Raw genomic sequence first — 25,734 nt, 5'->3', positions numbered from 1 at the left:
GGGCACCGCAGGTGAGGCTGGTTACAGAGCGGTCGGAGCGGCCGCTCAGAGGCCGAGCTCGACCTCGAACTCGCCGGCCTCGAGGATCGCCTTGACCGTCGTCAGGTAGCGGGCCGCGTCGGCGCCGTCCACCAGGCGGTGGTCGTAGGACAGGGTCAGGTACGTCATGTCGCGGACGCCGATGACCGTGCCCTCCTCCGTCTCGATGACGGCCGGGCGCTTGACCGTGGCGCCGATGCCCAGGATGGCGGCCTGGTTCGGCGGGACGATGATCGTGTCGAACAGCGCACCGCGCGAACCGGTGTTGCTGATGGTGAAGGTCGCGCCGGCCAGCTCGTCCGGCGTGATCTTGTTGCCGCGGACCTTGTTCGCCAGGTCGGCCGTGGCCTTGGAGATGCCCGCCAGGTTGAGGTCGCCCGCACCCTTGATGACCGGGGTCATCAGGCCCTTCTCGGAGTCCACGGCGATGCCGATGTTCTCCGAGTCGAAGTACGTGATGGTGCCCTCGTCCTCGTTGATCCGGGCGTTGATGACCGGGTGGGCCTTCAGTGCCTGGGCCGCGGCCTTGACGAAGAACGGCATCGGGGAGAGCTTCACGCCCTCGCGGGCCGCGAACGCGTCCTTGGCACGGCCGCGCAGCTTCATCAGCTTGGTGACGTCGACCTCGACGACCGAGGACAGCTGGGCCTGGCCGTGCAGCGCCTTCATCATGTTGTCGCCGATGACCTTGCGCATGCGGGTCATCTTGACCGTCTGGCCGCGCAGCGGGGACACCTCGAGGGCCGGGGCCTTCTTCGCGGTGGCCGGAGCGGCGGCGGCAGCCGGGGCCGGGGCGGCAGCGGCGGCCTTCGCGGCCTCGGCGGCGGCGATGACGTCCTGCTTGCGGATACGGCCGCCGACGCCGGTGCCCTTGACCGTGGCGAGGTCCACGCCGCTCTCCGCGGCGAGCTTGCGGACCAGCGGGGTGACGTACGCGCCCTCGTCCGTGGCCGTGGCGGCCGGGGCGGGGGCGGCGGGCGCCACCGGGGCCGGGGCGACAGGGGCGGGCGCCGGGGCGGCCGGAGCCGGAGCGGCGGCAGCAGGCTGGGCCTGGACCGGGGCCGGAGCGGCCGGTGCCGGAGCGGGCGCGGCCGGAGCAGCGGCAGCCGGGGCGGGCGCGGGGACGGCGGCCGGAGCCGGAGCCGCCGGGGCGGCGGGGGCGGCCGGAGCGGCACCCGCGGCGCCGATCACGGCGAGCTTCGCGCCGACCTCGGCGGTCTCGTCCTCGCCGACCACGATCTCCAGCAGCACGCCGGAGGCCGGTGCGGGGATCTCGGTGTCGACCTTGTCCGTGGAGACCTCGAGCAGCGGCTCGTCCTCGGCGACCTCCTCGCCGACCTGCTTCAGCCAGCGGGTGACGGTGCCCTCGGTGACCGACTCGCCCAGCGCGGGCAGCACGACGTCGGTGCCGGCGGCGCCACCGGCGGCGGGAGCCGGAGCCGCAGGGGCCTCGGCAACGGGGGCGGGGGCGGCGGGCACCTCGGCGGCCGGCGCGGGCGCCGGAGCCTCGGCGGCGGCGGGGGCCGGGGCAGCGGCGGGCGCGCCCGTGCCGTCGTCGATGACGGCCAGCTCGGCGCCGACCTCGACGGTCTCGTCCTCGGCGACCTTGATGGACGCCAGGACGCCCGAGGCCGGTGCGGGGATTTCGGTGTCGACCTTGTCGGTCGACACCTCGAGCAGCGGCTCGTCGGCCTCGACACGTTCGCCCTCGGCCTTCAGCCAGCGGGTGACGGTGCCCTCGGTGACGCTCTCGCCGAGCGCCGGAAGGGTTACGGAAACCGGCATGGTTTCGGTTGCTCCTTAGTGGGTCTCCCCGGCCGGCGCGAGGCGTCGGCCGGGGGAAGTGCGGTAGTGGTCGTCGCGCCCGGCGACTGATCAGTCGTGGGAGTGCAGCGGCTTGCCCGCGAGGGCCAGGTGGGCCTCGCCGAGCGCCTCGCTCTGCGTCGGGTGCGCGTGGATGAGCTGCGCGACCTCGGCCGGCAGGGCCTCCCAGTTGTAGATCAGCTGAGCCTCGCCGACCTGCTCGCCCATACGGTCACCGACCATGTGGACGCCGACCACGGCACCGTCCTTGACCTGGACGAGCTTGATCTCGCCCGCGGTCTTCAGGATCTTGCTCTTGCCGTTGCCCGCCAGGTTGTACTTCAGAGCGACGACCTTGTCCGCGCCGTAGACCTCCTTGGCCTTGGCCTCGGACAGACCCACGGAGGCGACCTCCGGGTGGCAGTAGGTCACCTTCGGCACACCGTCGTAGTCGATCGGGACGGTCTTCAGACCGGCCAGACGCTCCGCCACCAGGATGCCCTCGGCGAAGCCGACGTGCGCGAGCTGGAGGGTCGGGACCAGGTCACCGACGGCCGAGATGGTCGGCACGTTGGTGCGCATGTACTCGTCGACCAGGACGTAGCCGCGGTCCATCGCGACGCCCTGCTCCTCGTAGCCGAGACCCTGCGAGACCGGGCCGCGGCCGACGGCGACCAGCAGCACCTCGGCCTCGAAGGTCTTGCCGTCGGCGAGGGTGACCCGCACACCGTCCTCGGTGTACTCGGCCTTCTCGAAGAAGGTGCCGAGGTTGAACTTGATGCCGCGCTTGCGGAAGGCGCGCTCAAGAAGCTTCGAGCTGTTCTCGTCCTCGACCGGGACGAGGTGCTTGAGGGCCTCGATGATGGTGATGTCGGTGCCGAAGGACTTCCACGCGGAGGCGAACTCGACGCCGATGACGCCGCCGCCCAGCACGATCGCGGACTTCGGGACCCGGTCCAGCACCAGCGCGTGGTCGGAGGAGATGATGCGGTTGCCGTCGATGGTCAGACCCGGCAGCGACTTCGGCACGGAGCCGGTGGCGAGCAGGACGTGGCGGCCCTGGACGCGCTGGCCGTTGACATCGACCGAGGTGGCGGAGGACAGCCGGCCCTCGCCCTCGATGTAGGTGACCTTGCGGGAGGCGATCAGGCCCTGGAGGCCCTTGTACAGCCCGGAGATCACCTCGTCCTTGTACTTGTGGACGGCCGGGACGTCGATGCCGTCGAACGTGGCCTTGACGCCGAACTGCTCGCTCTCACGCGCCTGGTCGGCGATCTCGCCGGCGTGCAGCAGGGCCTTGGTGGGGATGCATCCACGGTGCAGGCAGGTGCCGCCGACCTTGTCCTTCTCGATCAGGGCGACGTCCAGGCCCAGCTGCGCTCCGCGCAGTGCCGCGGCGTAGCCGCCGCTGCCACCGCCGAGGATCACTAGGTCGAAAACGGTGCTGGCGTCGTTCGCCACGTCACGTCCTCCATGCATGTGCGCCGGGCGCCGGTCGTCGCTGACCGCGCGGCGGCTGGTGTTCGGCCGCTTGTCTTCGGCCCTGTGGTGGGGGCCCTGTCCTGCCGAGAACCCATCTTCGCACTTGTCGGCGGACGGCGGGACGCGGGGCCGGGGTGTGAGACGGCCGCCACGTCGTCCGCGCAGTTCGCCGGCTGCAGGGGGACGACGGATTCCGTCGAAGGCGAACGGAGCGGAGCAGGTCGCTATTCCCCGCACCCTTCCCCTCCCGCGGCGGCCGGCCGGGTCCGGGGGAGCGGCCCCGGATCCGGCATACGGCGGGTGATCAGCCCAGGTCGCCCGAGGCGGTGCGCTCGGCCAGCCTGACGAGGGTGCGGACCGCGGAGCCGGTGCCGCCCTTGGGGGTGTAGCCGTACGGCGCGCCCTCGTGGAAGGCGGGACCGGCGATGTCCAGGTGCGCCCAGGTGATGCCCTCGCCCACGAACTCCTTCAGGAACAGGCCGGCGACCAGGCCGCCGCCCATCCGCTCGCCCATGTTCGCGAGGTCCGCGGTCGGCGAGTCCATGCCCTTGCGCAGGTCGGCCGGGAGCGGCATCGGCCAGGAGTCCTCGCCGACCTCCTCGGCGATCTCGTGGATGGAGGTGCGGAAGGCATCGTCGTTGGCCATGATCCCGAACCGGCGGTTGCCCAGCGCCAGCACCATCGCGCCGGTCAGCGTGGCCACGTCGACGATCGCGTCCGGGTTCTCCTCGGACGCCTTGGCGATCGCGTCGGCGAGCACGAGGCGGCCCTCGGCGTCCGTGTTGAGCACCTCCACCGTCGTGCCGCTGTACATGCGCAGCACGTCACCCGGCCTGGTGGCGGTGCCGGACGGCATGTTCTCGGCGAGCGCCAGCCAGCCGGTGACGTTCACCTTCAGGCCGAGCCGCGCGGCCGTGACGACGGCGGCGAACACCGCGGCGGCGCCGCTCATGTCGCACTTCATCGTCTCGTTGTGGCCGGCCGGCTTCAGCGAGATGCCGCCCGAGTCGTAGGTGATGCCCTTGCCGACGAGGGCGAGGGTCTTCTCCGCTCCGGGGTGCGTGTACGCGAGCTTCACCAGGCGCGGGCCGCGGGCCGCGCCCTGGCCGACGCCGAGGATGCCGCCGTAGCCGCCCTTGGTGAGCGCCTTCTCGTCCAGGACCTGCACCTTGATGCCGTGCTCCTTGCCGGCGGCGCTGGCGACGGCGGCGAACGACTCGGGGTACAGGTCGTTCGGCGGGGTGTTGACCAGGTCGCGGGCGCGGTTGATCTCCTCGGTCAGGGCGACGGCGCGCTCGGCCGCGGCCTTGTACGCCTTGTCGCGGGGCTTGGCGCCCAGCAGCGCGACCTCGGCGAGCGGCTGCCTCCTGCCGTTCGCGTCGTTCTTGCCGTTGCCGGAGTTCCCGTCCTGGTAGGCGGTGAAGGCGTACGCGCCGAGCAGGGCGCCTTCCGCGACCGCCTCGGCGTCCTCGGCCGCCTCGATCGGCAGCGCGAACGCGGCCTTCTTCGAGCCGCTCAGGGCGCGGGCGGCGGAGCCGGCCGCGCGGCGCAGCGCCTCGGCGCGGTAGGCCTCGTCCTTCTCCGGAGCCGTGCCCAGACCGACGGCGAGCACGACCGGCGCCTTCAGACCGGACGGCGCGGGCAGCTTGGTGACCTCGCCCTCGGCACCGGAGGCACCGAGGGTCTCCAGGACCGTGGCGAGCTTTCCGCCGAACGCCTTGTCCACGGCCTCGGCGCCGGCGGCGACAACGAGTCCGCTGCCGCCCTTCGGGCTCTTCGCGACGCCGACGACGATCGCGTCGGCGCGCAGCGTCGCAGCGCCGGCAGTGCTGAGAGTGAGAGCAGTCACGGTGGTGATTTCTCGCTTCCGTTGAGTTCGTTGGCCGATGAGGTGGGTTCGGCCGTGCCCGGCGCATCGTAAAACGGGCGACCCGGCGGCCCGGAACGAGCCTACGCGCGCCCGAGATGTTCGCTCACACCAGCGGGTATTCACCCATCCGTGGCGTCTCCTGACGCGATCACCGCGCGGCGCATGAGTCCTACGTCACACTCAGCCCGAATGCGCAAGGGAGCAAGTCGCTGCTTTGCATGATTTCCACAGATCCTCCCCGTAATTTCCGCAGGGGAGGCGTTCAAGGGGTGGGGTGTGCGCCATGGCGTACGGATTCAGTTCGAGTGATCACGGGTCAGGGGGGCGCGAGACCAGCGGGACAGAGGGGCAGCACGAGCGGGGGGCACAGCACGGCGAGGGCTCCGGGCGGCGGCCGGGCGTCCGGCAGGCCCAGGGGGGAGTGCGCCCCGCCGGGCGGTCCGCCGCGAACGGACCGGGCAGGGCCGGCGGCAGGGCGGCTGCCCTGCTGGCCGCGTCCGCGCTGCTCGCCGTGGCGCTGCCCGCGTCGTCCGCCGCGGCGGCCGAGGAGGCCCTGGCACCGAGAATCGACCTCAAGGTGCTCGTCGTCGACGACGGCGGGCAGGCGGTGGCGGCCGTCACCTCCGAGCTGCGCAGCACCGGTGTTCCCTACAGCGTCGTCGACCTCGTCGACCCGGACCGACCGCAGATCAACGCCGCGTTCCTCAGCGACACCGTGGGCGGCCGGCCGCGCGCCAGGTTCCAGGGGGTGGTGCTCCCGAACGAGGCCCCGTTCGGCACGGGCACGGCGGGCGCGGCCGAGCAGGCCGCACTGGTGGCGTACGAGAAGACCTTCGGCGTCCGCCAGGTCGACGCGTACACCTGGGCGCATCCTGGCGTCGGTCTGGACTACACCAGTGAAGGAGGCTGGGCCGGGACCCTCGACGGGACCGCCGCCGCCGTCACCGCCGCGGGCCGTTCCGGTCCCTTCGGCTATCTCGACGGCGCGGTCGCCTTCGAGGACAACGCGGCGGACGTCGCCGAGAGCTACGGCTATCTGGCCCGCCCGCGCGAGGGCTTCACCAGCTATGTCGACGCCGCCGTGCCGGGCGGCGAGGGCCGCGCCAGCCTCGTCGGCGAGTACGCGCACGACGGACGCCGCGAGCTGGTCGTGACCTTCGCCTACAACCAGTACCAGCGGCAGTTCCGGCTGCTCGCCCGGGGCATCGTGGAGTGGCTCACGCAGGGCGTCCACCTCGGCCAGAGCCGCAACTACTTCGCCGTGCACGTCGACGACGTCTTCGCGTCCGACGCCCGCTGGGACACCGAGCGCAACTGCACTCCGGGCGACATCGACTGCGGTGGCGGCGCGGAGGACAGCACCCCGGACATCCGGATGACCGCCGCCGACGCCCAGTACGCCGCCCAGTGGCAGCAGTCCAGCGGTCTGACGCTGGACATGGTCTACAACGCCGGCGCGGGCGAGGAGTGGAAGGCCGAGCACGGCGGAACGGACGCGCTCACCGCGCAGCTGCTCGCCGACCGGGCCGGGTACCGCTGGATCAACCACACGTACACGCATCCGTTCCTCGGCTGTGTGCAGGACGTGTCCGTCGTCCCGTGGCAGTGCACCAAGGACGCCGCGGGCAACATCCGGTGGGTGAGCCGCGCGGACATCTCCGCGCAGATCCGCGACAACCACAACTGGGCCGTGACCAAGGGCATCCCGGTCGACCGCAGCGAGCTGGTCACCGGGGAGCACTCGGGGCTGAAGACCCTGCCGCAGCAGCCGGTCGACAACCCCAACCTCGCGCCGGCGCTCGCCGAGAACGGCGTCAAGTGGATCGCCAGTGACAACTCCCGCGAGCCGCAGCAGCGCTCCGTGGGCAGCGCCCTCACCGTGCCCCGGCACCCGATGAACGTGTACTACAACACGGGCACGGCCGCGGAGATGGCGGACGAGTACAACTGGATCTACACCTCCCGGGCCGACGGGGGCAGCGGCATCTGCGAGACCAACGCGGCCTCCACCTGTCTGGACCAGCCGCTGGACGTCCAGGACGGCTATGCGGAGCACATCGTTCCGCAGGAGGCCAGGATCGCCCTCGGGCATGTGCTCGCCAACGATCCCCGTCCGCACTACGTCCACCAGTCCAACCTGGCAGAGGACCGGGTCGTCTACCCGGTCCTGGACCGGATTCTCGGTGACTATCGCGCGCTGTTCGCCGACTCCGCGCCCCTGGTGAACCTCCGCCAGCGCGACATCGGTACGGAGCTGAACCGCCGTGCCGCCTGGCAGCAGGCGCTCGACAACGGCAGGGTCACGGCCTACCGGATCGGCACCACCGTCACCGTCCAGGCACCGGCCGGGGTGACCGTCCCCGTCACCACGCCCGAAGGCACCCGCAAGCAACTGCTGCTCGGCACCACCGTCTTCGGCACCGCGTACGCCGGACAGCGGTCGGCCTGGACCTCGCCGGAGCTGCTGCAGTCCGCGGTCACCCTGAGGCTGCCCGCCTGATCCCCTGCGGCGCCTCGTAAGACAGCGGTGGTGCGCCCCGGCAGCCGGCCGGGGCGCACCACCCCGGGGCTGCATCGCATCAGGCCGGTCGCGTCACGCCAGCGTCAGTGCGACGAGTGCCGCCGTGGCCGCGGTCTCCTCGACCGCGCCGAACACATCGCCCGTCACCCCGCCGAAGCGGCGCACACAGCGCAGCAGCAGCAGTTCGGCCGCGACGAGTGCCGCCATGACCGCGACGGCGTGCCCCAGTGCCCCGGCCGCCCCGAACAGCGCACCCGCTCCCGCGCCCGCCGCCAGGACCGGCAGCGCGACCGCCGCCGCGGCGAGCGGGGACACGGTCGCGGCGACGGTGGCCCCCAGTCCTTCCGGCCGGGCCGCCGGTACGCCCGTGCGCGAGGCCAGGGTGAGGGCGAGACGCGCCACCACCCCCGCGAGCACCACCGCCACCGTCCCCCTGGCCCAGCCGCCGTCGCCGTACAGCCCGGCCAGTGCCGCGACCTGCGTCAGCAGCACGAAGGCCAGGGTGATGACGCCGAACGGCCCGATGTCCGACTGCTTCATGATCCGCAGCGCGTCCGGCGCCGGCTTGCCGCTGCCCAGTCCGTCGGCGGTGTCGGCGAGCCCGTCGAGATGCAGCCCGCGGGTGAGGACGGCCGGTACGGCCGTGGCGGCGATCGCCGCGAGCAGCGGGCCGGCGCCCAGGACCAGCAGGAGCCCGCCGGCCGCCGCCGCGGCCAGGCCCACGGCCAGCCCGGCGACCGGGGCGCACAGCATCCCCGCCCGGCCCGCCTCCCGGTCCCAGCGGGTGACCCGTACGGGCAGCACGGTCAGGGTGCCGAAGGCGAAGCGTATGCCGGTCACGGGGCCGGGGGTCTTCTCGGAGCTCACCGCGCGCAGGGTAGTCGCTGGGATCCGGCGGTACATTGCGCTTGGTGGACAGAACGGGAGCAAGCGGGCATGAGTGACTGGTTTTACCGCGACATCGTGGAGCCGGGGAAGCTCCCGCTGCTGCTCGCGCTGACCTCGTTCGTCCTGACCTTCCTACTCACCCGTGTGGTCACCCGGATGATCAGGGCAGGGAAGGGCCCGTTCGGGAACGTCAGCTCGGGCGGGCTCCACATCCACCATGTGGTGCCCGGGGTCGTCCTCACCGTCGTCGGGGGCTTCGGGTCCGTCGCGAGCAGCGAGCACGCCGGAGCGGGCACCATCGTCTTCGCGCTGATCTTCGGCATGGGCGCGGGGCTCGTGCTCGACGAGTTCGCGCTGATCCTCCATCTCGACGACGTCTACTGGACCAACGAAGGCCGCAAGAGCGTCGAAGCCGTCGTCCTCACCGCCTCCGTGCTGCTGCTCACCCTGGCCGGCTTCTCCCCGCTCGGCGTCGACAACCTCAGCGAGGACGAACGGGACGACCGGCGGCTCTTCCTGCTCTTCGTCGCCGTCAACTTCTGCTTCGTCCTGGTCACCCTGGCGAAGGGCAAGCTGAGGATGGCGATCATCGGCACCCTGGTGCCGTTCGTGGCGTTCATCGGCGCGCTGCGGCTGGCCCGCCCCGCGTCGCCCTGGGCCAAGCGTCTCTACCGCAAGCGCCCACGCTCCCGGGCGCGGTCGATCCTGCGCGCCTTCCGCCACGACAAACGCTGGATGGGACCGCGCCGGAAGTTTCAGGACCTCATCGGCGGCGCCCCCGACCGGACGGTCTCCGCGGCTCGTGACGCCGAACCGCGCTGACGCGCGGCCGTCACCGCGCACACCACCAGCACGGCGGCGATCGCCGCCAGATGCTCCTTGCCGGCCAGATTGTTCTTGATGACGATCTCGACGACCATCGCCACGATCACCAGGTTCATCGTCAGCCAGGCCCGGTAGCGGTAGCCGACGTAGACGGCGAGCCCGACGACCGCCGCCGAAGGGCCGGTGTCCACGATGTGCGCGGTCGAGTCGGGCAGCCCCAGCGGGTTCTCCGTGCCGAGCGCGATCCCGATCCGCGCGTACATCGTCCCGGCCAGTGTGGACATATACGCGATCAGCAGCGTGCGCAGCCGGCCCAGGCCGATCTCGGCGATCCCGAACACGAGCAGGATCTGCGCCAGCGCACCCCACACCGGCAGATCGAGCGCCGGTACGAAGAGGGAGAGCGGTGTGCGCGCGAGGGCGACCCACAGCGGGTACTCGGCCCGCACCGAGCCGATGCCCTGCACCGCTTCGTACCCCCAGGGCTGGTTCTGGACCCACTGGAAGAGCGCGGTGAGACAGACGGCCGTCAGTGTCATCGGGACGGCCCGCCACCGCCGGGTGACCAGGGCGGTCCTCACCGTCGTGTACAGCGGCCCCCACTCGCGGCGCGCGAACGCGCGCGCGGCGTTCACCGCTTGCCCTCCAGATGCTTGCGGTGCAGCCACTTCGGCAGACCGGGGGCTTCCAGAAAGCCCTCGGCGCGGCCCGCGGCGAGGCCGATGCGCAGCAGGTCGGCGCTCTTTTCGAAGAGCATGAATCGCGGCTCCCAGATGGGTCGGTACTTGGCATTGGCGCGATACAGCGACTCGATCTGCCACCAGCGGGAGAAGAAGCTCAGCAGCGACCGCCACAGCCTCAGCACGGGACCCGCTCCGAGCTTCGCGCCACGCTCGAAGACCGATCTGAACATCGCGAAGTTCAGTGAGACCTGAGTGATCCCGATCTCGTTCGCGCGCTGGAGCAGCTGGATGACCATGAACTCCATCAGGCCGTTCTCGGAGTCGCGGTCGCGGCGCATGAGATCCAGGGAGAGGCCCTTCGGGCCCCAGGGGACAAAGCTGAGCAGCGCCCGCAGCTCGCCCTCGCCGTCGGTGCACTCGAGCATCACACAGCGCCCGTCGTCCGGGTCGCCGAGCCTGCCGAGCGCCATCGAGAAGCCGCGCTCGGTGGCGCCGTCGCGCCAGTCGTCGGCGCGGCGCACCAGCTCGGCCATCTCATCGGCGGGAATGTCCCCGTGGCGCCGGATCCGCACCCGGTAGCCCGCGCGCTGCACCCGGTTGTACGCCTGGCGCACCGTCCTCATGGCCCGGCCATCGAGACTGAAGTCGGCGGTCTCGACGAGTGCCTCGTCACCGAGCTCCAGCGCGTCCAGGCCGTGCCGGGCGTAGATCGTCCCCGCCTCCTCGCTCGCACCCATCACCGCCGGGATCCAGCCGTGCTCGCGTGCCTCGGCCAGCCACGGCTCGATGGCGCCCGGCCAGGCCTCGGGGTCGCCGATCGGGTCGCCGGACGCGAGCGAGACTCCACCGACGACGCGGTAGGCGATGGCGGCCTTCTCGCTGGGCGACCAGACGACGCTCTTCTCACGGCGCAGCGCGAAGTAGCCGAGCGAATCACGGTCGCCGTGCCGCTCCAGCAGGGCCCGCAGCTTCTCCTCGTCGTCCTCGGTGATCGGGTCGACGGCGCGGCGGGCACGGAAGGCGGCGAACAGCACCGCGAACAGCAGCAGCGTGGACAGCACATTGATGGTGACGTCCACCCAGCCGGGGGTGCTGATCCCGGGGAAACGGCTCTCGTCGGCGGCCAGCGACACCAGCAGCATGGCGCCGTAGCGCCAGCGCTCCAGGAAGGTGGAGCTCCCGGCCGCGGAGTTGTTCACGGTGACCAGCACGGCCGATATCAGGGACGTGACGAGCAGCCCGCCCGCGGCGACGGCCGCGGCGAGCTTCGGGTTGGAGCGGTCGCCCTTGGCGTAGAACTCGCGCCTCCCCAAAAGGAGGGACAGGAAGAAGGCGGCGGTCAGGACGATCGAGGCCCAGTTCTGCGGATACCGCCGGACCTCGGGGAGGAGCATCGCGAGGCAGAACGCCACCAGCAGCAGCCCGCTCAGCACCGTGTTGAGGATCCAGGCGGCGCGTTTGCGCCGGCGCATGGTGACCGCCAGGAGAAGGGTGAAGGCGCCCGAGGCGAAGCCCGCGGTCAGCAGATACGGCGTGAAGTAGTCGTCCGTGTTGTGCCGGCGCAGGTCCTGGCCGAGTGACACCCAGACCGCGCTGAGCAGATTCACGAACGTGACGGCGCGCAGATACCAGATGGCGAACGCCGCGCTGCGGCGCGATCGGGCTGACAAACGGACCACTCCCATGAAACGTGAGCCATGCGGGGCGTCACGTGACACGGAGCCGGTCGCGGCCGGTCGGCGGCCGTTGCCGGCCGGCCGAACGGTCGCACCCGGACGCGTCAGTCCGTTTCGGTACGGTCCTCGCCCTCCGCCGGCACGACGGCCTTCTCGTCCTCGGCATCCGGTGCGCGCTCGGGCAGCTCGGCCGCGAGCGCCGCGGAGGCCTGGACGAGGGGGAGTGCAAGCAATGCCCCTGTTCCTTCTCCGACAGTGACGCCGTGATCGAGCAGGGGGTTGAGCGCCATCCGGTCGAGTGCCTTGGCCTGGGCGGGTTCGCCGCTGACCTGCCCCGCGAGCCACCAGTCCGGCGCGCGGAACGCCGCACGCTGCGCCACCAGGGCGCAGGCCGCCGACACGACGCCGTCGAGGATCACCGGCAACCGGCGCACGGCGGCCTGGAGCAGAAAGCCCGTGGTCGCAGCGAGGTCCGCGCCGCCGATCGTGGTCAGCAACCGGAGCTGGTCGCCCATGACCGGCCGCGCCCGGCGCAGCGAGTCACGGATCGCCGCGCACTTGCGCATCCAGGCGAGGTCGTCGATCGCGGCGGCGCCGCGGCCCGTCACGACCGAGGCGTCGGTGCCGCACAGCGCGGCGACAAGGGCGGAGGCGGGTGTGGTGCCCCCGACGCTGAGATCACCGAGGACCACGAGGTCGGTACCGGAGTCCGCCTCCTCGTCGGCGATCCGCATCCCGAGGCGCACCGCCTGCTCCGCCTCGTCGGCGGTGAGGGCGTCCTCGATGTCGATGCGCCCGCTGCCGCGCCGCACCCGGTGGCGTACGACATCGTCGGGCAGCAGGTCCGGATCGCAGTCGAGCCCGGCGTCGACGACCCGTACGGGCACGTTCATCCGCCGGGCCAGCACCGCGACGGGACTCGACCCGTCCAGCACGGCCCGCACCAGGGTGTACGCGGTGCCCGCGGGCCGCCCGGACACGCCCAGCTCCGCGACTCCGTGGTCCCCGGCGAACAGCAACGCCTTCGGCCGCTCCAACGGCCGCACGGGCACGGCCCCCTGGGCGGCGGCCAGCCACTCGCCGAGCTCGTCCAGCCGCCCCAGTGCGCCGGGCGGTACGACCAGCCGCTCCCGGCGTTCCTCGGCGTCGCGCCGGACACCGCTGTCGGGGCGCTCGATCAGATCGGAGAAGTCGTCGAGATTCAGCGAGCTCATTCGCCGAACAGTACCGGCAGTCCGCTCCCGCGCCGGTGCCGGGCCGTATCCGGCGCGATCGTGAAAAGGCGGGCACCGGGCCCGGCTTGGGCACCGCCCGCCGCCGCTCCCGTGCGCGGCCCGGCGGGCGCCGTCGCCGTCAGCCCCGCAGCGCCAGTGCCTGGCCCGCCACCACGAGCAGCAGATGCTCGCACTCCCCGGCGAACGCCGCGTTCAGACGGCCGAGTTCATCACGGAAGCGCCGCCCGGACACCGTCGCCGGGACGACACCCGAACCGACCTCGTTGGTGACCGCGACGATCGTGCGGCGCGTGCCGCGCACCGCGGCGACGAGTTCCGCCACATGGCGGTGGAGCGCCTCACGGCCCGAGTGCTCCCACACCTCGTCGTCCCAGGCGTCCACCCGGTCCATCGCGTCCGTCAGCCACAGGGCCAGGCAGTCGATCAGCAGCGGCGGCCCGTCCTGTGCCAGCAGCGGTACCAGTTCGCAGGTCTCGATCGTCCGCCAGGACCCCGGGCGGCGTTCACGATGGGCCGTGACCCGGGCGGCCCAGTCGGGGTCGTCGGCGCGGGCGCCGCTCGTCGCCACGTACACCACATCGGGGAAGGCCTCCAGCCGTCTCTCCGCCTCCAGGGACTTTCCCGACCGCGCCCCGCCGGTGACCAGCGTCCGGCGCGGCACGTCCGGCACCGCGCGGTACTCGCCGACGTACAGCGTCGTACCGTCCGGCACGGCCCGCGCCCCGGCCGCGGCCAGCCGCCGCTCCAGCTCCGCGCCCGGCGGCGTCTCGTGGTCGATGTGGACCGCGACCACATCCGTGGTCGGGCCGACCGCCCCGGCCGCGCGCAGCCGTGCGAGTCCGTCGGGCCGCCCGACGACATCGGCGAGGACCATGTCGTACGGTGCCTCCCCGCCACCGGTGACTCCCGCGGGCGCTCCGCCCGGCGGCAGGTACAGCAGCCTCTGGCCGTCCGGCGAGGTCACCTCGTAACCCGTGCCCGGCGCATCCATCGGCACCGCCCGCACCCGGTGCCCGCTGATCAGCGTCAACTCCTGGCCGTCCGGTACCCGCCCGGCGGTCGGCAGCCCCGCGGGCAGTTCCACGGCCGGTCCGTCGTGCGGATGGGTCAGCAGCACCTGCCGTACGCCCACGAGCGAGCGCCCGGCACGGGCGGCGGCCAGCGCGGCCCCGGGGGTCAGATCGAGCAGCAGAGCCCCGTCGACCAGCAGGGCCGTCACCGCGCGCGCATACGTACCTCGGGCGGCGGCGCAGACGGCGCAGGGGCAGTCGGGGCGGGGGAGCCCGCTGGGGGCGCCCGTGCCGAGCAGAGTCACTTCCACAGGACGATCCTCCCGCGTCGCCGCTGCGGGTGCTCGCCCGGCTACGCTGCGGGCAGCAACCAAGCGATCAGCTGGTGGGATCCGACACCCGGGAGGCGCACATGGCGTGGACGTGGCGGTTCGAGAAGTCCGACGGCACGGAGGTCCGGCCCGCGGTGGAACCCGAGGAGTTCAGCACGCAGGGGGACGCGGAGTCCTGGATCGGCGAGGTCTGGCGTGAACTGCTCGAGGGCGGTGCGGACCAGGTGTTCCTCTTCGAGGACGGCAGCCAGATCTACGGGCCCATGAGCCTGGACGCCGAAGGCGCCTGAGAGCGTGTCCGCGTACCGGTAGCGGTACCGGTACCGGTCGTGCGGGCCGTGATGCCACGCGGCCCGCACGGCCGGGCCCGGGTGTGCTGCGCGGTGCCGTGGTGGGGTGTCGGTGTGCCCCCTGGCGTGGGCGAGCCCACACACCCTGAGCCCGTCCGGCGATTGAGGACGGACACCCCGGCCGCGCCCACGTCAGGGGGCACACCTCAAGCCCGTCCGGCGATTGAGGACGGACACACCGGGCGCCAACCCGGTACCGGCAACCCACCCGGCACCGCCCAGCGCAGCGTCACCGTCGCGCTGCCCGGACAAGGACCTGGAAGGACCTAGCCGCGCACCCCGCACAGATGCAGCAGCGCCGCCACCCCCCGGTACGGATCGGTCCGCCCCGCCCGGTCCTCCGCGGCCAGCAGCCGGTCCAGCGTCTCGCCGTCCGGCAGCTCCGCCTCGTTCGGGACCGTGTCCGTGAAGACCCGTACCCCGTACCAGCTGTGCAACGGCGCCGCGATCCCCGCGAGCGTGGCCGTCAGATCGGCCAGCCGGTCGGCGCGCACGGCCAGACCGAGGCGGTTCGTGTAGCTGTCCGTGTCGAAGGCGGCCAGTGCCTCGGGCCAGTCCGCCGACAGCCCCGGGCGCATGGCCAGAGCGTCGGCGTTGCGCACCAGCAGAGAGAGGAGCCCACCGGGCGCCAGCATCCGGGCCAGGCCAGCGAGCATCGCGTCGCGGTCGGGCACGTACATCAGCACGCCGTGGCACAGCACCACGTCGAAGGAACCGGGCAGGAAGTGCACGCCGGTGTCCCGGCCGTCGCCCTCGACCATCCGGAAGCGTTCCCGGATGCCCTCCGGTTCGGCCGCCAGCGCCTCGCGGGCCACCGCCAGCATCCCGGGGTCGGCCTCCACACCCGTCACCGTGTGCCCGGCCCGCGCCAGACGCAGCGCCTGGGTGCCCTGGCCCATGCCGACGTCGAGAATCCGCAGCCGCTGCCCCACCGGGAATCGTCCGGCTATCTGCTCGTCGAGCTGGCGCGCGACGAGTTCCTGCCGGACGGTGTTGCGCAGCCCACCAAGACCCTCGAGCCAGGCCGCCGCGCCGTCGGTGAAACCGCGGACGTCAGTGCTCAGGGCCGCTCTCCGCGCTTGACCTGGGGCTTCGGCAGACGCAGTCGGCGCATCTGGAGGGAACGCATCAGGCCGTACGCCACGGCGCCGCGCCTCGACTCATCGGGGAAGCGCTCGCTCAGCTGCTTCCTCAGACGGATCGAGATGCCGATCGAGTCGACGACGATCATCACGATCACGCCGAGCCACAGCAGCAGCGCGATGCTCTGCAGCTGGCCCACGCGGATCATGGAGAGCACCAGGATCACGACGGCCATCGGCAGGAAGAACTCCGCGATGCAGAAGCGTGAGTCGATGAAGTCGCGGACGAAGCGACGCACCGGGCCCTTGTCGCGGGGCGGCAGATAGCGCTCGTCCCCGCCGGCGAGCGCCTCGCGCTGTTTGGCCAGGTCGGCACGCCGTGCCTCGCGCTGGCGGCGCGTGGCCTCCTTGCGGTCGGCCGGGGCCGACTGCGCACGGCGGCGCTGGCCCTGGGCCTCACTCCGCTTGGGTGTGGGACGACCCTTGGGCGCCTCGGGGTCGCGGGGCTGCTTGGAGAGGTCCGCCGTCACCTTGTCGGTGGGGGCCTTCTCATCCTTCGAACGGCTACGGAACACAGAACCCAAGGGTACGGGGTCGGAAACGGGAGCGGGACCGAAGGCCCCCCATTGCGTTCCCGCACGTGCTCCCGGCCGGTGGTGCGGGCCGGCGTCCCGGGGTGCAACGATCCCGCGCCGGCGCGCGTCTGTCTCCCCGAGAGCCGTCTCATCCCTGGGCCTGATCGGCGTCGCCGGCAGGTCGTTCCTGGGGAGGAGCGCATCCGCGCTCGAACAGTGGGGTAATGGAACCAGGGCCCGTAGTGTGGGTTCTGGAGTAGCTGGAGCCAGTCCGTCAGAAGGGGGCGCGCGAAGCCCATGAGCGGTGTCATGAAGCGTATGGGGATGATCTTCCGCGCGAAGGCAAACAAGGCCCTTGACCGGGCCGAGGATCCGCGCGAAACCCTCGATTACTCGTACCAGAAGCAGCTGGAGCTGCTGCAGAAGGTACGCCGCGGCGTCGCCGACGTGGCGACGTCCCGCAAGCGCCTCGAGCTGCAGCTGAACCAGCTTCAGGGCCAGTCCTCCAAGCTCGAGGACCAGGGCCGCAAGGCGCTCGCGCTCGGCCGTGAGGACCTCGCCCGCGAGGCGCTGTCCCGTCGGGCCGCCCTCCAGCAGCAGGTCACCGATCTCGAGACGCAGCACCAGACACTGCAGGGCGAGGAGGAGAAGCTCACCCTCGCGGCCCAGCGGCTGCAAGCCAAGGTCGACGCCTTCCGTACGAAGAAGGAGACCATCAAGGCCACCTACACCGCGGCACAGGCCCAGACCAGGATCGGTGAGGCGTTCTCCGGCATCTCCGAGGAGATGGGCGACGTCGGTCTGGCCATCCAGCGGGCCGAGGACAAGACGGCACAGCTGCAGGCGCGTGCGGGCGCCATCGACGAGCTGCTCGCGTCCGGTGCGCTCGACGACCCGTCGGGTATGGCGAAGGACGACATCGCGGCCGAGCTGGACCGGATCTCGGGCGGTACGGACGTCGAGCTGGAGCTGCAGCGGATGAAGGCCGAGCTGGCTGGGGGCAGCGGAGGTCAGCAGGCCATCGAGGGCGGCAGCGGCGCGGCGCAGGACCAGTCACAGGCTCAGGGCCGGCACAACCTCGACAAGCAGTAGGGACGGTCGCGTCATGATCGTAAGGATCATGGGGGAGGGCCAGTGGAGGGTCGACGACGGTCACTTCGGCGAGCTCAACAAGCTGGACGACGAGCTCCTGGAGGAGATGGAGTCAGGTGACGAGGACGGCTTCCGCCGCACGCTGTGCGGGTTGCTCGACGCGGTCCGCAGGCTCGGCGCCCCGCTCCCGGACGACTCGCTCGAGCCGTCCGAGCTGATTCTCCCTTCTCCCGACGCGACGCTCGAGGAAGTACGGGACATGCTCAACGAGGACGGCCTCATCCCGGGGTGACGCCGACCGCCGGGCTGACGCCGACTCCCGGGCTGATCCGGGATCCCGGTCCCGGACGCCGGGCCCACGGCTCGGCAGGCATGGCATCGCACGAGGGAGCGCGACGGAGCACGACAGAGCACGGCATGGGCCCGCGCCCGGACGACCGGTCCGGGCGCGGGCCCATGCCGTGGGTGGTCAGGCCGGCCTTCCTGCCCCGCCCGCGCTCCCGGGCGTCCCCGACCGGCGTCGTCCGTGCTCCTGCTCCACCCGTGACCTCGGCCACCGGACCGTACGGATTCGTACGCCCACCCTTTACGGTTGCTTGTCGTGACCGAACCTCCGACCGGCCCGACCAGGCTCGACCGCCCCCTCGGCTGGCTGCGCGCGCATCCCCTCGCGTTCGATGCCGCGCTGGCCTCCGGTGTGCTCGTCTGCATGGTGTGCGCGTCGTTCGCCGACCCGAGCGGTCCGCACGGCCCCGCCTTCGGCGCCCGTACGCCCCAGCCCCACAGCGTGCTGCTGATGCTGCTCGCCGCGGCGGCCCTGGTGTTCCGGCGGAGGCGGCCGCTGCCCGTGCTGGCCGTCACGGGTTCCCTGTCCGTTCTGGAGTTCGTCGTGGGCAACCCGCCCGCGCCGGTCGCGATGGCGGCGGTGGTCGCCGTGTACACGGTCGCCTCACGCACCGACCGCCCCACCACCTGGCGGGTCGGACTGCTGTCGATGGCGGTGCTCACGGCGTCCGCGATGCTGTTCGGCACCGTTCCCTGGTACAGCCAGGAGAACGTCGGGGTGTTCGCCTGGACCGGGATGGCGGCCGCGGCGGGTGATGCCGTACGCAGCCGGAGGGCTTTCGTCGACGCCATCCGGGAGCGGGCCGAACGTGCCGAGCGGACCCGCGAGGAGGAGGCGCGGCGCCGCGTCGCCGAGGAGCGGCTGAGGATCGCCCGGGATCTGCACGACGTGGTGGCACACCACATCGCCCTGGTCAACGTGCAGGCCGGAGTGGCGGCGCACGTCATGGACAAGCGTCCCGACCAGGCGAAGGAGGCACTCGCCCATGTCCGGGACGCGAGCCGCTCGGCGCTCAACGAACTGCGCGCGACCGTCGGCCTGCTGCGCCAGTCCGGCGACCCGGAGGCGCCGACCGAGCCCGCGCCCGGTCTCGCCGCGCTCGACCATCTGCTGGAGTCGTTCCGCCACGCCGGACAGACGGTCGAGCTGGCCAGGACCGACCACGGCACCACGCTGCCCGCGGCCGTCGACCTGGCGGCGTACCGGATCATCCAGGAAGCCCTGACCAATGTGCAGAAGCACGCCGGGACGCAGGCCAGGGCCGAGGTGAGCGTCGTGCGGGTGGGCCGGACGGTCGAGGTCACCGTGCTCGACAACGGCGCACCCGAGGAGACCCCCGGCGATATCGCCACCGGTGGCGGGGCCGGTGCGGTCGGCGGCCACGGTCTCGTCGGGATGCGTGAGCGTGTCACGGCGCTCGGCGGCACGCTCACCGCGGCCCCCCGCTACGGGGGCGGCTTCCGCGTACAGGCGATACTGCCGCTCAAGGCTCACGCGGAGGGGGACGCATGACGATCAGGGTGGTGCTCGCCGACGACCAGGCGCTGCTGCGCAGCGCGTTCAAGGTGCTCGTGGACTCCGAGCCCGACATGGAAGTGGTCGGCGAGGCGGCGGACGGCGCCGAGGCGGTGGCCCTCGCCCGCTCGCACCGCGCCGACGTCGTGCTGATGGACATCCGGATGCCCGGTACGGACGGGCTCGCCGCCACCCGCATGATCAGCGCCGATCCGGCGCTCTCCGCGGTACGGGTGGTGATGCTGACGACGTTCGAGGTGGACGATTACGTCGTCCAGTCGCTGCGTGCCGGAGCCTCCGGCTTCCTCGGCAAGGGCGCGGAACCGGACGAACTGCTGAACGCCATCCGTATCGCCGCCGCGGGCGAGGCACTGCTGTCCCCTGCGGCGACCAAGGGCCTCATCGCCACCTTCCTCGCACAGGGCGGGGGTGCGGACGACGAGCACGACCCGGGGGTGCACGCGGAGCGGCTCGACGCGCTGACCGGCAGGGAACGCGAGGTCCTCGTCCTCGTCGCGGGCGGTCACTCCAACGACGAGATCGCCGAGCGCCTCGAGGTGAGCCCGCTCACGGTCAAGACCCATGTGAACCGGTCGATGGCGAAGCTGGGTGCGCGCGACCGTGCCCAACTGGTCGTCATCGCGTACGAATCGGGCCTGGTCCGCCCCCGGGTGGAGTGAATCTCCTCCCGCGCGTACTCCGAATGGAGTATGCGCGGGATAAGGATCTGGACCTGGGGGCGAGGAATTCACCCTCGCGAATGGCCGATCGTATTACCGGGTGCACACCCTCGCCCGCGTCCTGCGTAAGCCACAGAAGAGAGACCCCATGTCCTGGCTGTCCAGATTCAGCCTCGCACAACGGGCCCTGATAGGGCTGATGTCGATCGTCGCGATCGTCTTCGGAGCGATCGCCATCCCGCAGCTCAAGCAACAACTGCTGCCCTCCATCGAACTCCCGATGGTGTCGGTGCTGGCCCCTTACCAGGGTGCGTCTCCCGATGTGGTCGAGAAGCAGGTCGTCGAACCCCTCGAGAGCAGCATCAAGGCCGTCGACGGCATCAAGGGCATCACCTCCACGGCGAGCGAGGGCAACGCCGTGATCATGGCCACGTTCGACTACGGGGACGAGGGCACGAAGCAGCTCGTCGCCGATGTCCAGCAGGCCGTCAACCGCGCCCGCGCCCAGCTCCCCGACGACGTCGACCCGCAGGTGGTCGCCGGCTCCACGGACGACATGCCGACCGTCGTCCTCGCCGTCAGCTCGGGCCGGGACCAGCAGGCCCTGGCCGACCAGCTCGAGCGCACCGTGGTGCCCGCGCTCGAGGACATCAAGGGCGTCGGCCAGGTCACCGTCGACGGCGTCCAGGACCTGCAGGTCTCGGTCACTCCCGACAACGGCAAGCTGGCCGCTGCGGGGCTGAACGTCCAGGCGCTCGCCGAGGCGCTCAAGGCCGGCGGGGCGACCATCCCGGCCGGTTCGTTCTCGGAGGCCGGCAGCAGCCGTACGGTCCAGGTCGGCGGCGGGTTCACGTCGCTGAAGCAGATCCAGGACCTGCGCATCGCTCCGCAGGCCGGCGTGGAGGGCGCCGGCAAGCCGGTCCGCCTCGGTGACGTCGCCACGGTCAAGCAGGAGGAGTCGCAGCGCGTCTCCCTCACCCGTACCAACGGCAAGCCCAGCCTCGCCGTCCTCGCCACGATGGACAAGGACGGCAGCGCCGTCGCCATCTCCGACGCGGTCAAGGACAAGCTGCCCGAGCTCCGCAAGGACCTCGGTTCCGGCGCCGAGCTGTCCGTGGTCTCGGACCAGGGCCCGGCCGTCGCCAAGTCGATCTCGGGCCTGACCACCGAGGGCGCTCTCGGTCTGCTGTTCGCGGTCGTGATCATCCTGGTCTTCCTGGCGTCGATCCGCTCGACGCTGGTCACCGCGGTCTCCATCCCGCTGTCCGTCGTCCTCGCGCTGATCGTGCTGTGGACGCGCGACCTGTCGCTCAACATGCTCACCCTGGGCGCGCTGACGATCGCCATCGGCCGGGTCGTCGACGACTCGATCGTGGTCCTGGAGAACATCAAGCGGCACCTCGGCTACGGCGAGGAGCGCGAGACGGCGATCCTCACCGCGGTGCGCGAGGTGTCGGGCGCCGTCACCTCCTCGACCCTGACCACCGTCGCGGTCTTCCTGCCGATCGGACTCGCCGGCGGCATGATCGGCGAGCTCTTCGGCTCCTTCTCGCTCACGGTCACCGCGGCCCTGCTCGCGTCGCTGGTCGTGTCCCTGACCGTCGTCCCCGTCCTGTCGTACTGGTTCCTGCGCGCCCCCAAGGACGTGCGGGGGCTCGACGCGGACGAGGCGCGCCGCAGGGCGGAGGAGAAGGAAGCCCGCAGCCTGCTGCAGCGGAGCTACGTGCCGGTGCTGCGGTTCGCCACGCGCCGCCGCATCACCAGTGTGGTGCTCGCCCTCGTCGTGCTCTTCGGCACCTTCGGCATGGCCGGTCTGCTGAAGACGAACTTCTTCGACCCGGGCGAGCAGGAGGTCATGTCGGTCAAGCAGGAGCTGAAGCCCGGCGCCAGCCTGGCGGCCGCCGACGCGGCGGCCAGGAAGGTCGAGAAGGTCCTCGACGGGATCGACGAGATCAAGGCCTACCAGGTCACCGTCGGCTCCTCCGGGTTCCTGGCGGCCTTCGGCGGCGGTACCGGCTCCAACCAGGCCTCGTACCAGATGACGCTCAAGGACGCCGCTTCCTACGAGAAGGTCCGCGACCGCATCGACGAGGAGCTGGGCAAGCTCGACGGCATCGGCGACACGACCATCGCGGCCGGTGACGGCTTCGCCAACCAGAACCTGAGCGTCGTGGTGAAGGCCGCCGACCCGAAGGTCCTGCGCACGGCTGCCGAGCAGGTCCGCACCGAGGTCGCGAAGCTCGACAACGTCACCGACGTCCAGAGCAACCTGTCGCAGTCCGTGCCGCGGATCTCCGTCAAGGGCACCGAGAAGGCGGCGCAGGCCGGCTTCAACGACACGACACTCGGCATGGCCGTGGCCCAGGCGGTGCACGGCACCCCGGCGGCCAAGGCGATCATCGGCGACAGCGAGCGCGATGTCGTCATCACGTCGGCCAAGCCCGCGAAGACGATGGCGGAGCTGAAGAACCTGCCGCTCGGCCCGGTGAAGCTCGGCGACATCGCCGAGGTCAAGCTGGTGCCCGGCCCGGTCTCGATGACCCGGATCGACGGTGCGCGTGCGGCGACGATCACGGCGAAGCCGACCGGTGACAACACGGGTGCGGTGAGCTCCGCGCTCCAGTCGAAGATCAAGACCCTGGATCTTCCCGAGGGCGCGACCGTGTCGATCGGCGGTGTCTCCGAGGACCAGGACGAGGCCTTCGCCTCGCTGGGCCTGGCGATGCTGGCTGCGATCGCGATCGTCTTCATGCTGCTGGTCACCACGTTCAGGTCCCTGGTCCAGCCGCTGATCCTGCTGGTGTCCATCCCCTTCGCGGCGACGGGTGCGATCGGTCTGCTGGTGGCCACGGGTACGCCCATGGGCGTACCGGCGCTGATCGGCATGCTGATGCTCATCGGCATCGTGGTCACCAACGCGATCGTGCTGATCGACCTCATCAACCAGTACCGGGCCCAGGGCCTGGGCGTGGTCGAAGCGGTGATCGAGGGTGGCCGGCACCGACTGCGCCCGATCCTGATGACGGCACTCGCGACGATCTGCGCGCTGCTTCCGATGGCGCTGGGCGTCACGGGCCAGGGCGGCTTCATCGCACAGCCGCTGGCGGTCGTGGTGATCGGAGGCCTGGTGACCTCCACGATGCTCACCCTGCTGCTGGTCCCGACCCTCTACGCGATGGTCGAGCTCCGCAAGGAGCGGCGCCGGGCGAAGCGTGCGGCGAAGCGGGCGCGGACGTCGGGCGAGGCGTCGTCGCCCGAGACCGCGGAGAAGGAGGTGCCGGCCGGCGTGTAGCCGCCGGTCTTCCTCCGGCACGTCCCCGCCCCCGGCACCGGGTCATCCGGTGCCGGGGGCGGGGCTTTGTGGCCGGGTGGGATACGGCGGCTCGCGGTACCCCGGATCCGGCCGCGTCATCCACCGGGCCCGGCCGACGTACCGACCGGACCGGTGAGGCGGACGAGAAGGCGGACGGGACGTGTTATGAGGCGGTGGCGCAGAGCGCCCAAGCCCTGATCATGATGGTGACGCCGGTGTCGTTCTCAAGGTTGGCCCGCCATGAGGTGGTGCTGCTCGGGAAGGTGTCCATGAGGACGAGACCGTTCCCGAGGGTGTTGCTCTCGATGCCGCCCCCTGTGATCACCGTCCCGGCCGGGCAGGTCACATTGACCTGGCAGAGGTTGTCGTTCGCACACGACTGGAAGGGGGAGGAGACCCTCTGGTACCCGGAGACCCCGTTGGCACCGGTCGCTCCGGTGGCTCCTGTTGCTCCCGTTGCTCCCGTGGCGCCGGTTGCTCCGGTGTCACCGGTCGCACCTGTGGCTCCTGTGGCACCTGTGGCTCCCGTGGCACCGGTCGCTCCCGTCGCTCCCGTCGCTCCGGTGGCTCCTGTGGCTCCTGTTGCTCCCGTGGCGCCGGTTGCTCCCGTTGCTCCGGCCGGGCCGGTCGGACCTGTCGGACCGGTCGGGCCGACCTTGCACCGGTCTCCGCCGGCCCCGGGCACCATGGCCACGGAAGCGCCGTCGGCGGGGTACCCCCCGCAGGATCCGACATCCGACGACAAACTCGACCCGCCCGTCGGCGGGTCGACGGGCGCGGACGCCAGAGCGGGGTTGGCGAAGCCCATCATCACGAGGGCCAGTGACGCCATCGCTCCGCCGGCGAGCATTCTGCTTCGAGGGAGCGGGCCAAGGCGGGACCCGGTCATCCACTCAGGACTCATGAAATGCCCTGCTTTCTTTTCTTTTGACAAGCCCGAACTGGTCATCGAGGGCTGGTGACTGATGGGAGCTCATAGGACCTCCCCATGACATGATTCGTCCTGTTGAGGGAGGGTTTGGGAGGCTCGCTCAGTGATCAGCCCATCGGCCGAGCCGTCGGGACCCCAGGCCCCGAAGCACCGGGGCTCCGGGACGCGGCGCGAAAAAGCCCGCCCCCGGCAGTGCGGGAGCGGGCTTTCTCGGTCCGGATGTCAGGGGCGGCGCCCCGTCAGGGCAGGGCCAGCATGCGCTCGAGGGCCAGCTTCGCGAAGCTCTCCGTCTCGCGGTCGACCTGGATCCGGTTGACCAGGTTCCCCTCCGCGAGCGACTCCAGCGCCCACACCAGGTGCGGCAGGTCGATCCGGTTCATCGTCGAGCAGAAGCACACCGTCTTGTCGAGGAAGACGATCTCCTTGCCCTCGTCGGCGTAACGGTTCGCCAGGCGCCGCACCAGGTTCAGCTCGGTGCCGATCGCCCACTTGGAGCCGGCCGGCGCCGCCTCGAGGGTCTTGATGATGTACTCCGTGGAACCCACGTAGTCCGACGCGGCGACGACCTCGTGCTTGCATTCGGGGTGGACCAGCACGTTCACCCCGGGGATGCGCTCGCGGACGTCGTTGACGGAGTCCAGCGAGAAGCGGCCGTGCACCGAGCAGTGCCCCCGCCAGAGGATCATCTTGGCCGCGCGCAGCTCCTCCGTCGTCAGCCCGCCGTTCGGCTTGTGCGGGTTGTAGACGACGCAGTCGTCCAGCGTCATCCCCATGTCGCGGACCGCCGTGTTCCGTCCCAGGTGCTGGTCCGGCAGGAAGAGCACCTTCTCGCCCTGCTCGAACGCCCAGTCCAGCGCCCGCTTGGCGTTGGACGAGGTGCAGATCGTGCCGCCGTGCTTGCCGGTGAAGGCCTTGATGTCGGCGGAGGAGTTCATGTACGAGACCGGGACGGTCACCTCGGTGATGCCCGCCTCCGCGAGCACGTCCCAGCACTCCGCGACCTGTTCGGCCGTGGCCATGTCGGCCATCGAACAGCCCGCCGCCAGGTCCGGCAGCACGACCTGCTGGGCGTCGTTGGTCAGGATGTCCGCCGACTCCGCCATGAAGTGCACACCGCAGAAGACGATGTACTCGGCCTCAGGCCGCGCCGCCGCGTCCCGGGCGAGCTTGAAGGAGTCACCGGTGACGTCGGCGAACTGGATGACCTCGTCGCGCTGGTAGTGGTGACCGAGCACGAAGACCTTGTCCCCGAGCTTCTCCTTGGCCGCACGGGCCCGCTCCACCAGGTCCGGGTCGGACGGGGAGGGGAGGTCCCCGGGGCACTCGACACCCCGCTCGCTCTTGGGGTCGGCCTCGCGGCCGAGCAGCAGCAAGGCGAGCGGCGTCGGCTGTACGTCCAGGGTGTCCCCTCCGGCGCTCGGCGCGGCGAGGGCGGTGTGGGCGGTGGTCACGTCACGCACCCTTTCTTTTCTACGGTCAGTGCGGC

20 protein-coding genes are annotated in these 25,734 nt (G+C 71.5%); 8 read left to right on the top strand and 12 right to left on the bottom strand.

Annotated features, from left to right (window positions below):
• Positions 1-45: 45 nt before the first annotated feature.
• From sucB to ACTWOL_RS10000, 3 genes are all read right to left on the bottom strand, one after another.
• Positions 46-1,824 carry a 2-oxoglutarate dehydrogenase, E2 component, dihydrolipoamide succinyltransferase gene (gene sucB, locus ACTWOL_RS10010; RefSeq protein WP_474296253.1) on the bottom strand — a complete coding sequence of 593 codons (1,779 nt, stop codon included), beginning with the start codon at positions 1,822-1,824 and terminating at the stop codon, positions 46-48.
• Positions 1,825-1,914: 90 nt separating this feature from the next.
• A complete protein-coding gene (lpdA, locus tag ACTWOL_RS10005; RefSeq protein ID WP_474296252.1) occupies positions 1,915-3,303 on the bottom strand; it encodes a dihydrolipoyl dehydrogenase in 1,389 nt (462 codons plus the stop codon).
• A 325-nt stretch (positions 3,304-3,628) separates the two neighbouring features.
• Positions 3,629-5,173 (bottom strand): leucyl aminopeptidase, encoded by a 1,545-nt coding sequence (locus tag ACTWOL_RS10000; RefSeq protein WP_474296251.1) that lies wholly within the window; start codon positions 5,171-5,173, stop codon positions 3,629-3,631.
• 304 nt (positions 5,174-5,477) lie between these two features.
• On the opposite strand from ACTWOL_RS10000, the gene ACTWOL_RS09995 reads away from it, so the two are divergent.
• Positions 5,478-7,694: a hypothetical protein gene (locus ACTWOL_RS09995; protein ID WP_474296250.1), complete on the top strand. Its 2,217-nt coding sequence runs from the start codon at positions 5,478-5,480 to the stop codon at positions 7,692-7,694.
• A gap of 93 nt (positions 7,695-7,787) precedes the next feature.
• On the opposite strand, the gene ACTWOL_RS09990 is transcribed toward ACTWOL_RS09995, so the two are convergent.
• Positions 7,788-8,582, bottom strand: coding sequence for an adenosylcobinamide-GDP ribazoletransferase (locus ACTWOL_RS09990; protein WP_474296249.1), 795 nt, complete (start codon positions 8,580-8,582; stop codon positions 7,788-7,790).
• 69 nt (positions 8,583-8,651) lie between these two features.
• Here ACTWOL_RS09990 and ACTWOL_RS09985 point away from each other — a divergent pair, with 69 nt between their 5' ends.
• Positions 8,652-9,425: a hypothetical protein gene (locus tag ACTWOL_RS09985; protein ID WP_474296248.1), complete on the top strand. Its 774-nt coding sequence runs from the start codon at positions 8,652-8,654 to the stop codon at positions 9,423-9,425.
• Here ACTWOL_RS09985 and ACTWOL_RS09980 read toward each other — a convergent pair.
• The 4 genes from ACTWOL_RS09980 to ACTWOL_RS09965 all read right to left on the bottom strand — a co-directional run bounded on the left by ACTWOL_RS09980 (position 9,359) and on the right by ACTWOL_RS09965 (position 14,343).
• Positions 9,359-10,063 carry a hypothetical protein gene (locus tag ACTWOL_RS09980; RefSeq protein ID WP_474296246.1) on the bottom strand — a complete coding sequence of 235 codons (705 nt, stop codon included), beginning with the start codon at positions 10,061-10,063 and terminating at the stop codon, positions 9,359-9,361. The two genes, ACTWOL_RS09985 and ACTWOL_RS09980, sit on opposite strands and share 67 nt — an antisense overlap.
• Positions 10,060-11,781: a phosphatidylglycerol lysyltransferase domain-containing protein gene (locus tag ACTWOL_RS09975; protein ID WP_474296245.1), complete on the bottom strand. Its 1,722-nt coding sequence runs from the start codon at positions 11,779-11,781 to the stop codon at positions 10,060-10,062. Before ACTWOL_RS09975 ends, ACTWOL_RS09980 begins: the two co-directional genes overlap by 4 nt.
• 110 nt (positions 11,782-11,891) lie before the next feature.
• Positions 11,892-13,001: a nicotinate-nucleotide--dimethylbenzimidazole phosphoribosyltransferase gene (gene cobT / locus ACTWOL_RS09970; protein ID WP_474296244.1), complete on the bottom strand. Its 1,110-nt coding sequence runs from the start codon at positions 12,999-13,001 to the stop codon at positions 11,892-11,894.
• Between the two features lie 139 nt (positions 13,002-13,140).
• On the bottom strand, positions 13,141-14,343 hold the full coding sequence (locus ACTWOL_RS09965) for a bifunctional adenosylcobinamide kinase/adenosylcobinamide-phosphate guanylyltransferase (RefSeq protein WP_474296243.1): 1,203 nt from the start codon (positions 14,341-14,343) through the stop codon (positions 13,141-13,143).
• 101 nt (positions 14,344-14,444) lie between these two features.
• Here ACTWOL_RS09965 and ACTWOL_RS09960 point away from each other — a divergent pair, with 101 nt between their 5' ends.
• Positions 14,445-14,654: a hypothetical protein gene (locus ACTWOL_RS09960; protein WP_474296242.1), complete on the top strand. Its 210-nt coding sequence runs from the start codon at positions 14,445-14,447 to the stop codon at positions 14,652-14,654.
• A 326-nt stretch (positions 14,655-14,980) separates the two neighbouring features.
• On the opposite strand, the gene ACTWOL_RS09955 is transcribed toward ACTWOL_RS09960, so the two are convergent.
• The gene (locus ACTWOL_RS09955; protein ID WP_474296241.1) at positions 14,981-15,646 is read right to left on the bottom strand and encodes a class I SAM-dependent methyltransferase; all 666 of its coding nucleotides are present in this window, start codon (positions 15,644-15,646) and stop codon (positions 14,981-14,983) included.
• Between the two features lie 128 nt (positions 15,647-15,774).
• Positions 15,775-16,371 carry a DUF3043 domain-containing protein gene (locus ACTWOL_RS09950; RefSeq protein WP_474296240.1) on the bottom strand — a complete coding sequence of 199 codons (597 nt, stop codon included), beginning with the start codon at positions 16,369-16,371 and terminating at the stop codon, positions 15,775-15,777.
• Positions 16,372-16,680: 309 nt separating this feature from the next.
• Here ACTWOL_RS09950 and ACTWOL_RS09945 point away from each other — a divergent pair, with 309 nt between their 5' ends.
• The 5 genes from ACTWOL_RS09945 to ACTWOL_RS09925 all read left to right on the top strand — a co-directional run bounded on the left by ACTWOL_RS09945 (position 16,681) and on the right by ACTWOL_RS09925 (position 23,296).
• Complete coding sequence (locus tag ACTWOL_RS09945) at positions 16,681-17,463, top strand: PspA/IM30 family protein (RefSeq protein ID WP_474296239.1); 783 nt, start codon at positions 16,681-16,683, stop codon at positions 17,461-17,463.
• A gap of 13 nt (positions 17,464-17,476) precedes the next feature.
• Positions 17,477-17,755, top strand: a complete 279-nt coding sequence (pspAA, locus tag ACTWOL_RS09940; RefSeq protein WP_474296238.1) for a PspA-associated protein PspAA — start codon at positions 17,477-17,479, stop codon at positions 17,753-17,755.
• A gap of 309 nt (positions 17,756-18,064) precedes the next feature.
• Positions 18,065-19,321 (top strand): sensor histidine kinase, encoded by a 1,257-nt coding sequence (locus tag ACTWOL_RS09935; RefSeq protein ID WP_474296237.1) that lies wholly within the window; start codon positions 18,065-18,067, stop codon positions 19,319-19,321.
• Positions 19,318-20,004: a response regulator gene (locus ACTWOL_RS09930; RefSeq protein WP_474296236.1), complete on the top strand. Its 687-nt coding sequence runs from the start codon at positions 19,318-19,320 to the stop codon at positions 20,002-20,004. Before ACTWOL_RS09935 ends, ACTWOL_RS09930 begins: the two co-directional genes overlap by 4 nt.
• Before the next feature lie 148 nt (positions 20,005-20,152).
• Entirely contained in the window at positions 20,153-23,296 is a 3,144-nt protein-coding gene (locus tag ACTWOL_RS09925) for an efflux RND transporter permease subunit (RefSeq protein WP_474296235.1), read from the top strand.
• 184 nt (positions 23,297-23,480) lie between these two features.
• Here ACTWOL_RS09925 and ACTWOL_RS09920 read toward each other — a convergent pair whose 3' ends face one another.
• Both ACTWOL_RS09920 and nadA read right to left on the bottom strand, forming a co-directional pair.
• The gene (locus tag ACTWOL_RS09920; protein ID WP_474296234.1) at positions 23,481-24,149 is read right to left on the bottom strand and encodes a hypothetical protein; all 669 of its coding nucleotides are present in this window, start codon (positions 24,147-24,149) and stop codon (positions 23,481-23,483) included.
• Positions 24,150-24,487: 338 nt separating this feature from the next.
• Positions 24,488-25,648 (bottom strand): quinolinate synthase NadA, encoded by a 1,161-nt coding sequence (nadA, locus tag ACTWOL_RS09915; RefSeq protein ID WP_474301132.1) that lies wholly within the window; start codon positions 25,646-25,648, stop codon positions 24,488-24,490.
• Positions 25,649-25,734: the final 86 nt, after the last annotated feature.

This window comes from Micromonospora sp. IBHARD003 (assembly GCF_056106285.1).
This window is presented reverse-complemented; position numbering and strand designations above follow the sequence as displayed.

Bases quoted from the DNA above. Each gene is read 5' to 3' on its own strand.
- pspAA (WP_474296238.1), top strand. From the start codon at position 17,477: ATGATCGTAAGGATCATGGGGGAGGGCCAGTGGAGGGTCGACGACGGT.
- ACTWOL_RS09925 (WP_474296235.1), top strand. From the start codon at position 20,153: ATGTCCTGGCTGTCCAGATTCAGCCTCGCACAACGGGCCCTGATAGGG.
- ACTWOL_RS09920 (WP_474296234.1), bottom strand. From the start codon at position 24,149: ATGGCGTCACTGGCCCTCGTGATGATGGGCTTCGCCAACCCCGCTCTG.
- ACTWOL_RS09985 (WP_474296248.1), top strand. From the start codon at position 8,652: ATGAGTGACTGGTTTTACCGCGACATCGTGGAGCCGGGGAAGCTCCCG.
- ACTWOL_RS09945 (WP_474296239.1), top strand. From the start codon at position 16,681: ATGAAGCGTATGGGGATGATCTTCCGCGCGAAGGCAAACAAGGCCCTT.
- sucB (WP_474296253.1), bottom strand. From the start codon at position 1,824: ATGCCGGTTTCCGTAACCCTTCCGGCGCTCGGCGAGAGCGTCACCGAG.
- ACTWOL_RS09930 (WP_474296236.1), top strand. From the start codon at position 19,318: ATGACGATCAGGGTGGTGCTCGCCGACGACCAGGCGCTGCTGCGCAGC.
- ACTWOL_RS09960 (WP_474296242.1), top strand. From the start codon at position 14,445: ATGGCGTGGACGTGGCGGTTCGAGAAGTCCGACGGCACGGAGGTCCGG.
- ACTWOL_RS09995 (WP_474296250.1), top strand. From the start codon at position 5,478: ATGGCGTACGGATTCAGTTCGAGTGATCACGGGTCAGGGGGGCGCGAG.
- cobT (WP_474296244.1), bottom strand. From the start codon at position 13,001: ATGAGCTCGCTGAATCTCGACGACTTCTCCGATCTGATCGAGCGCCCC.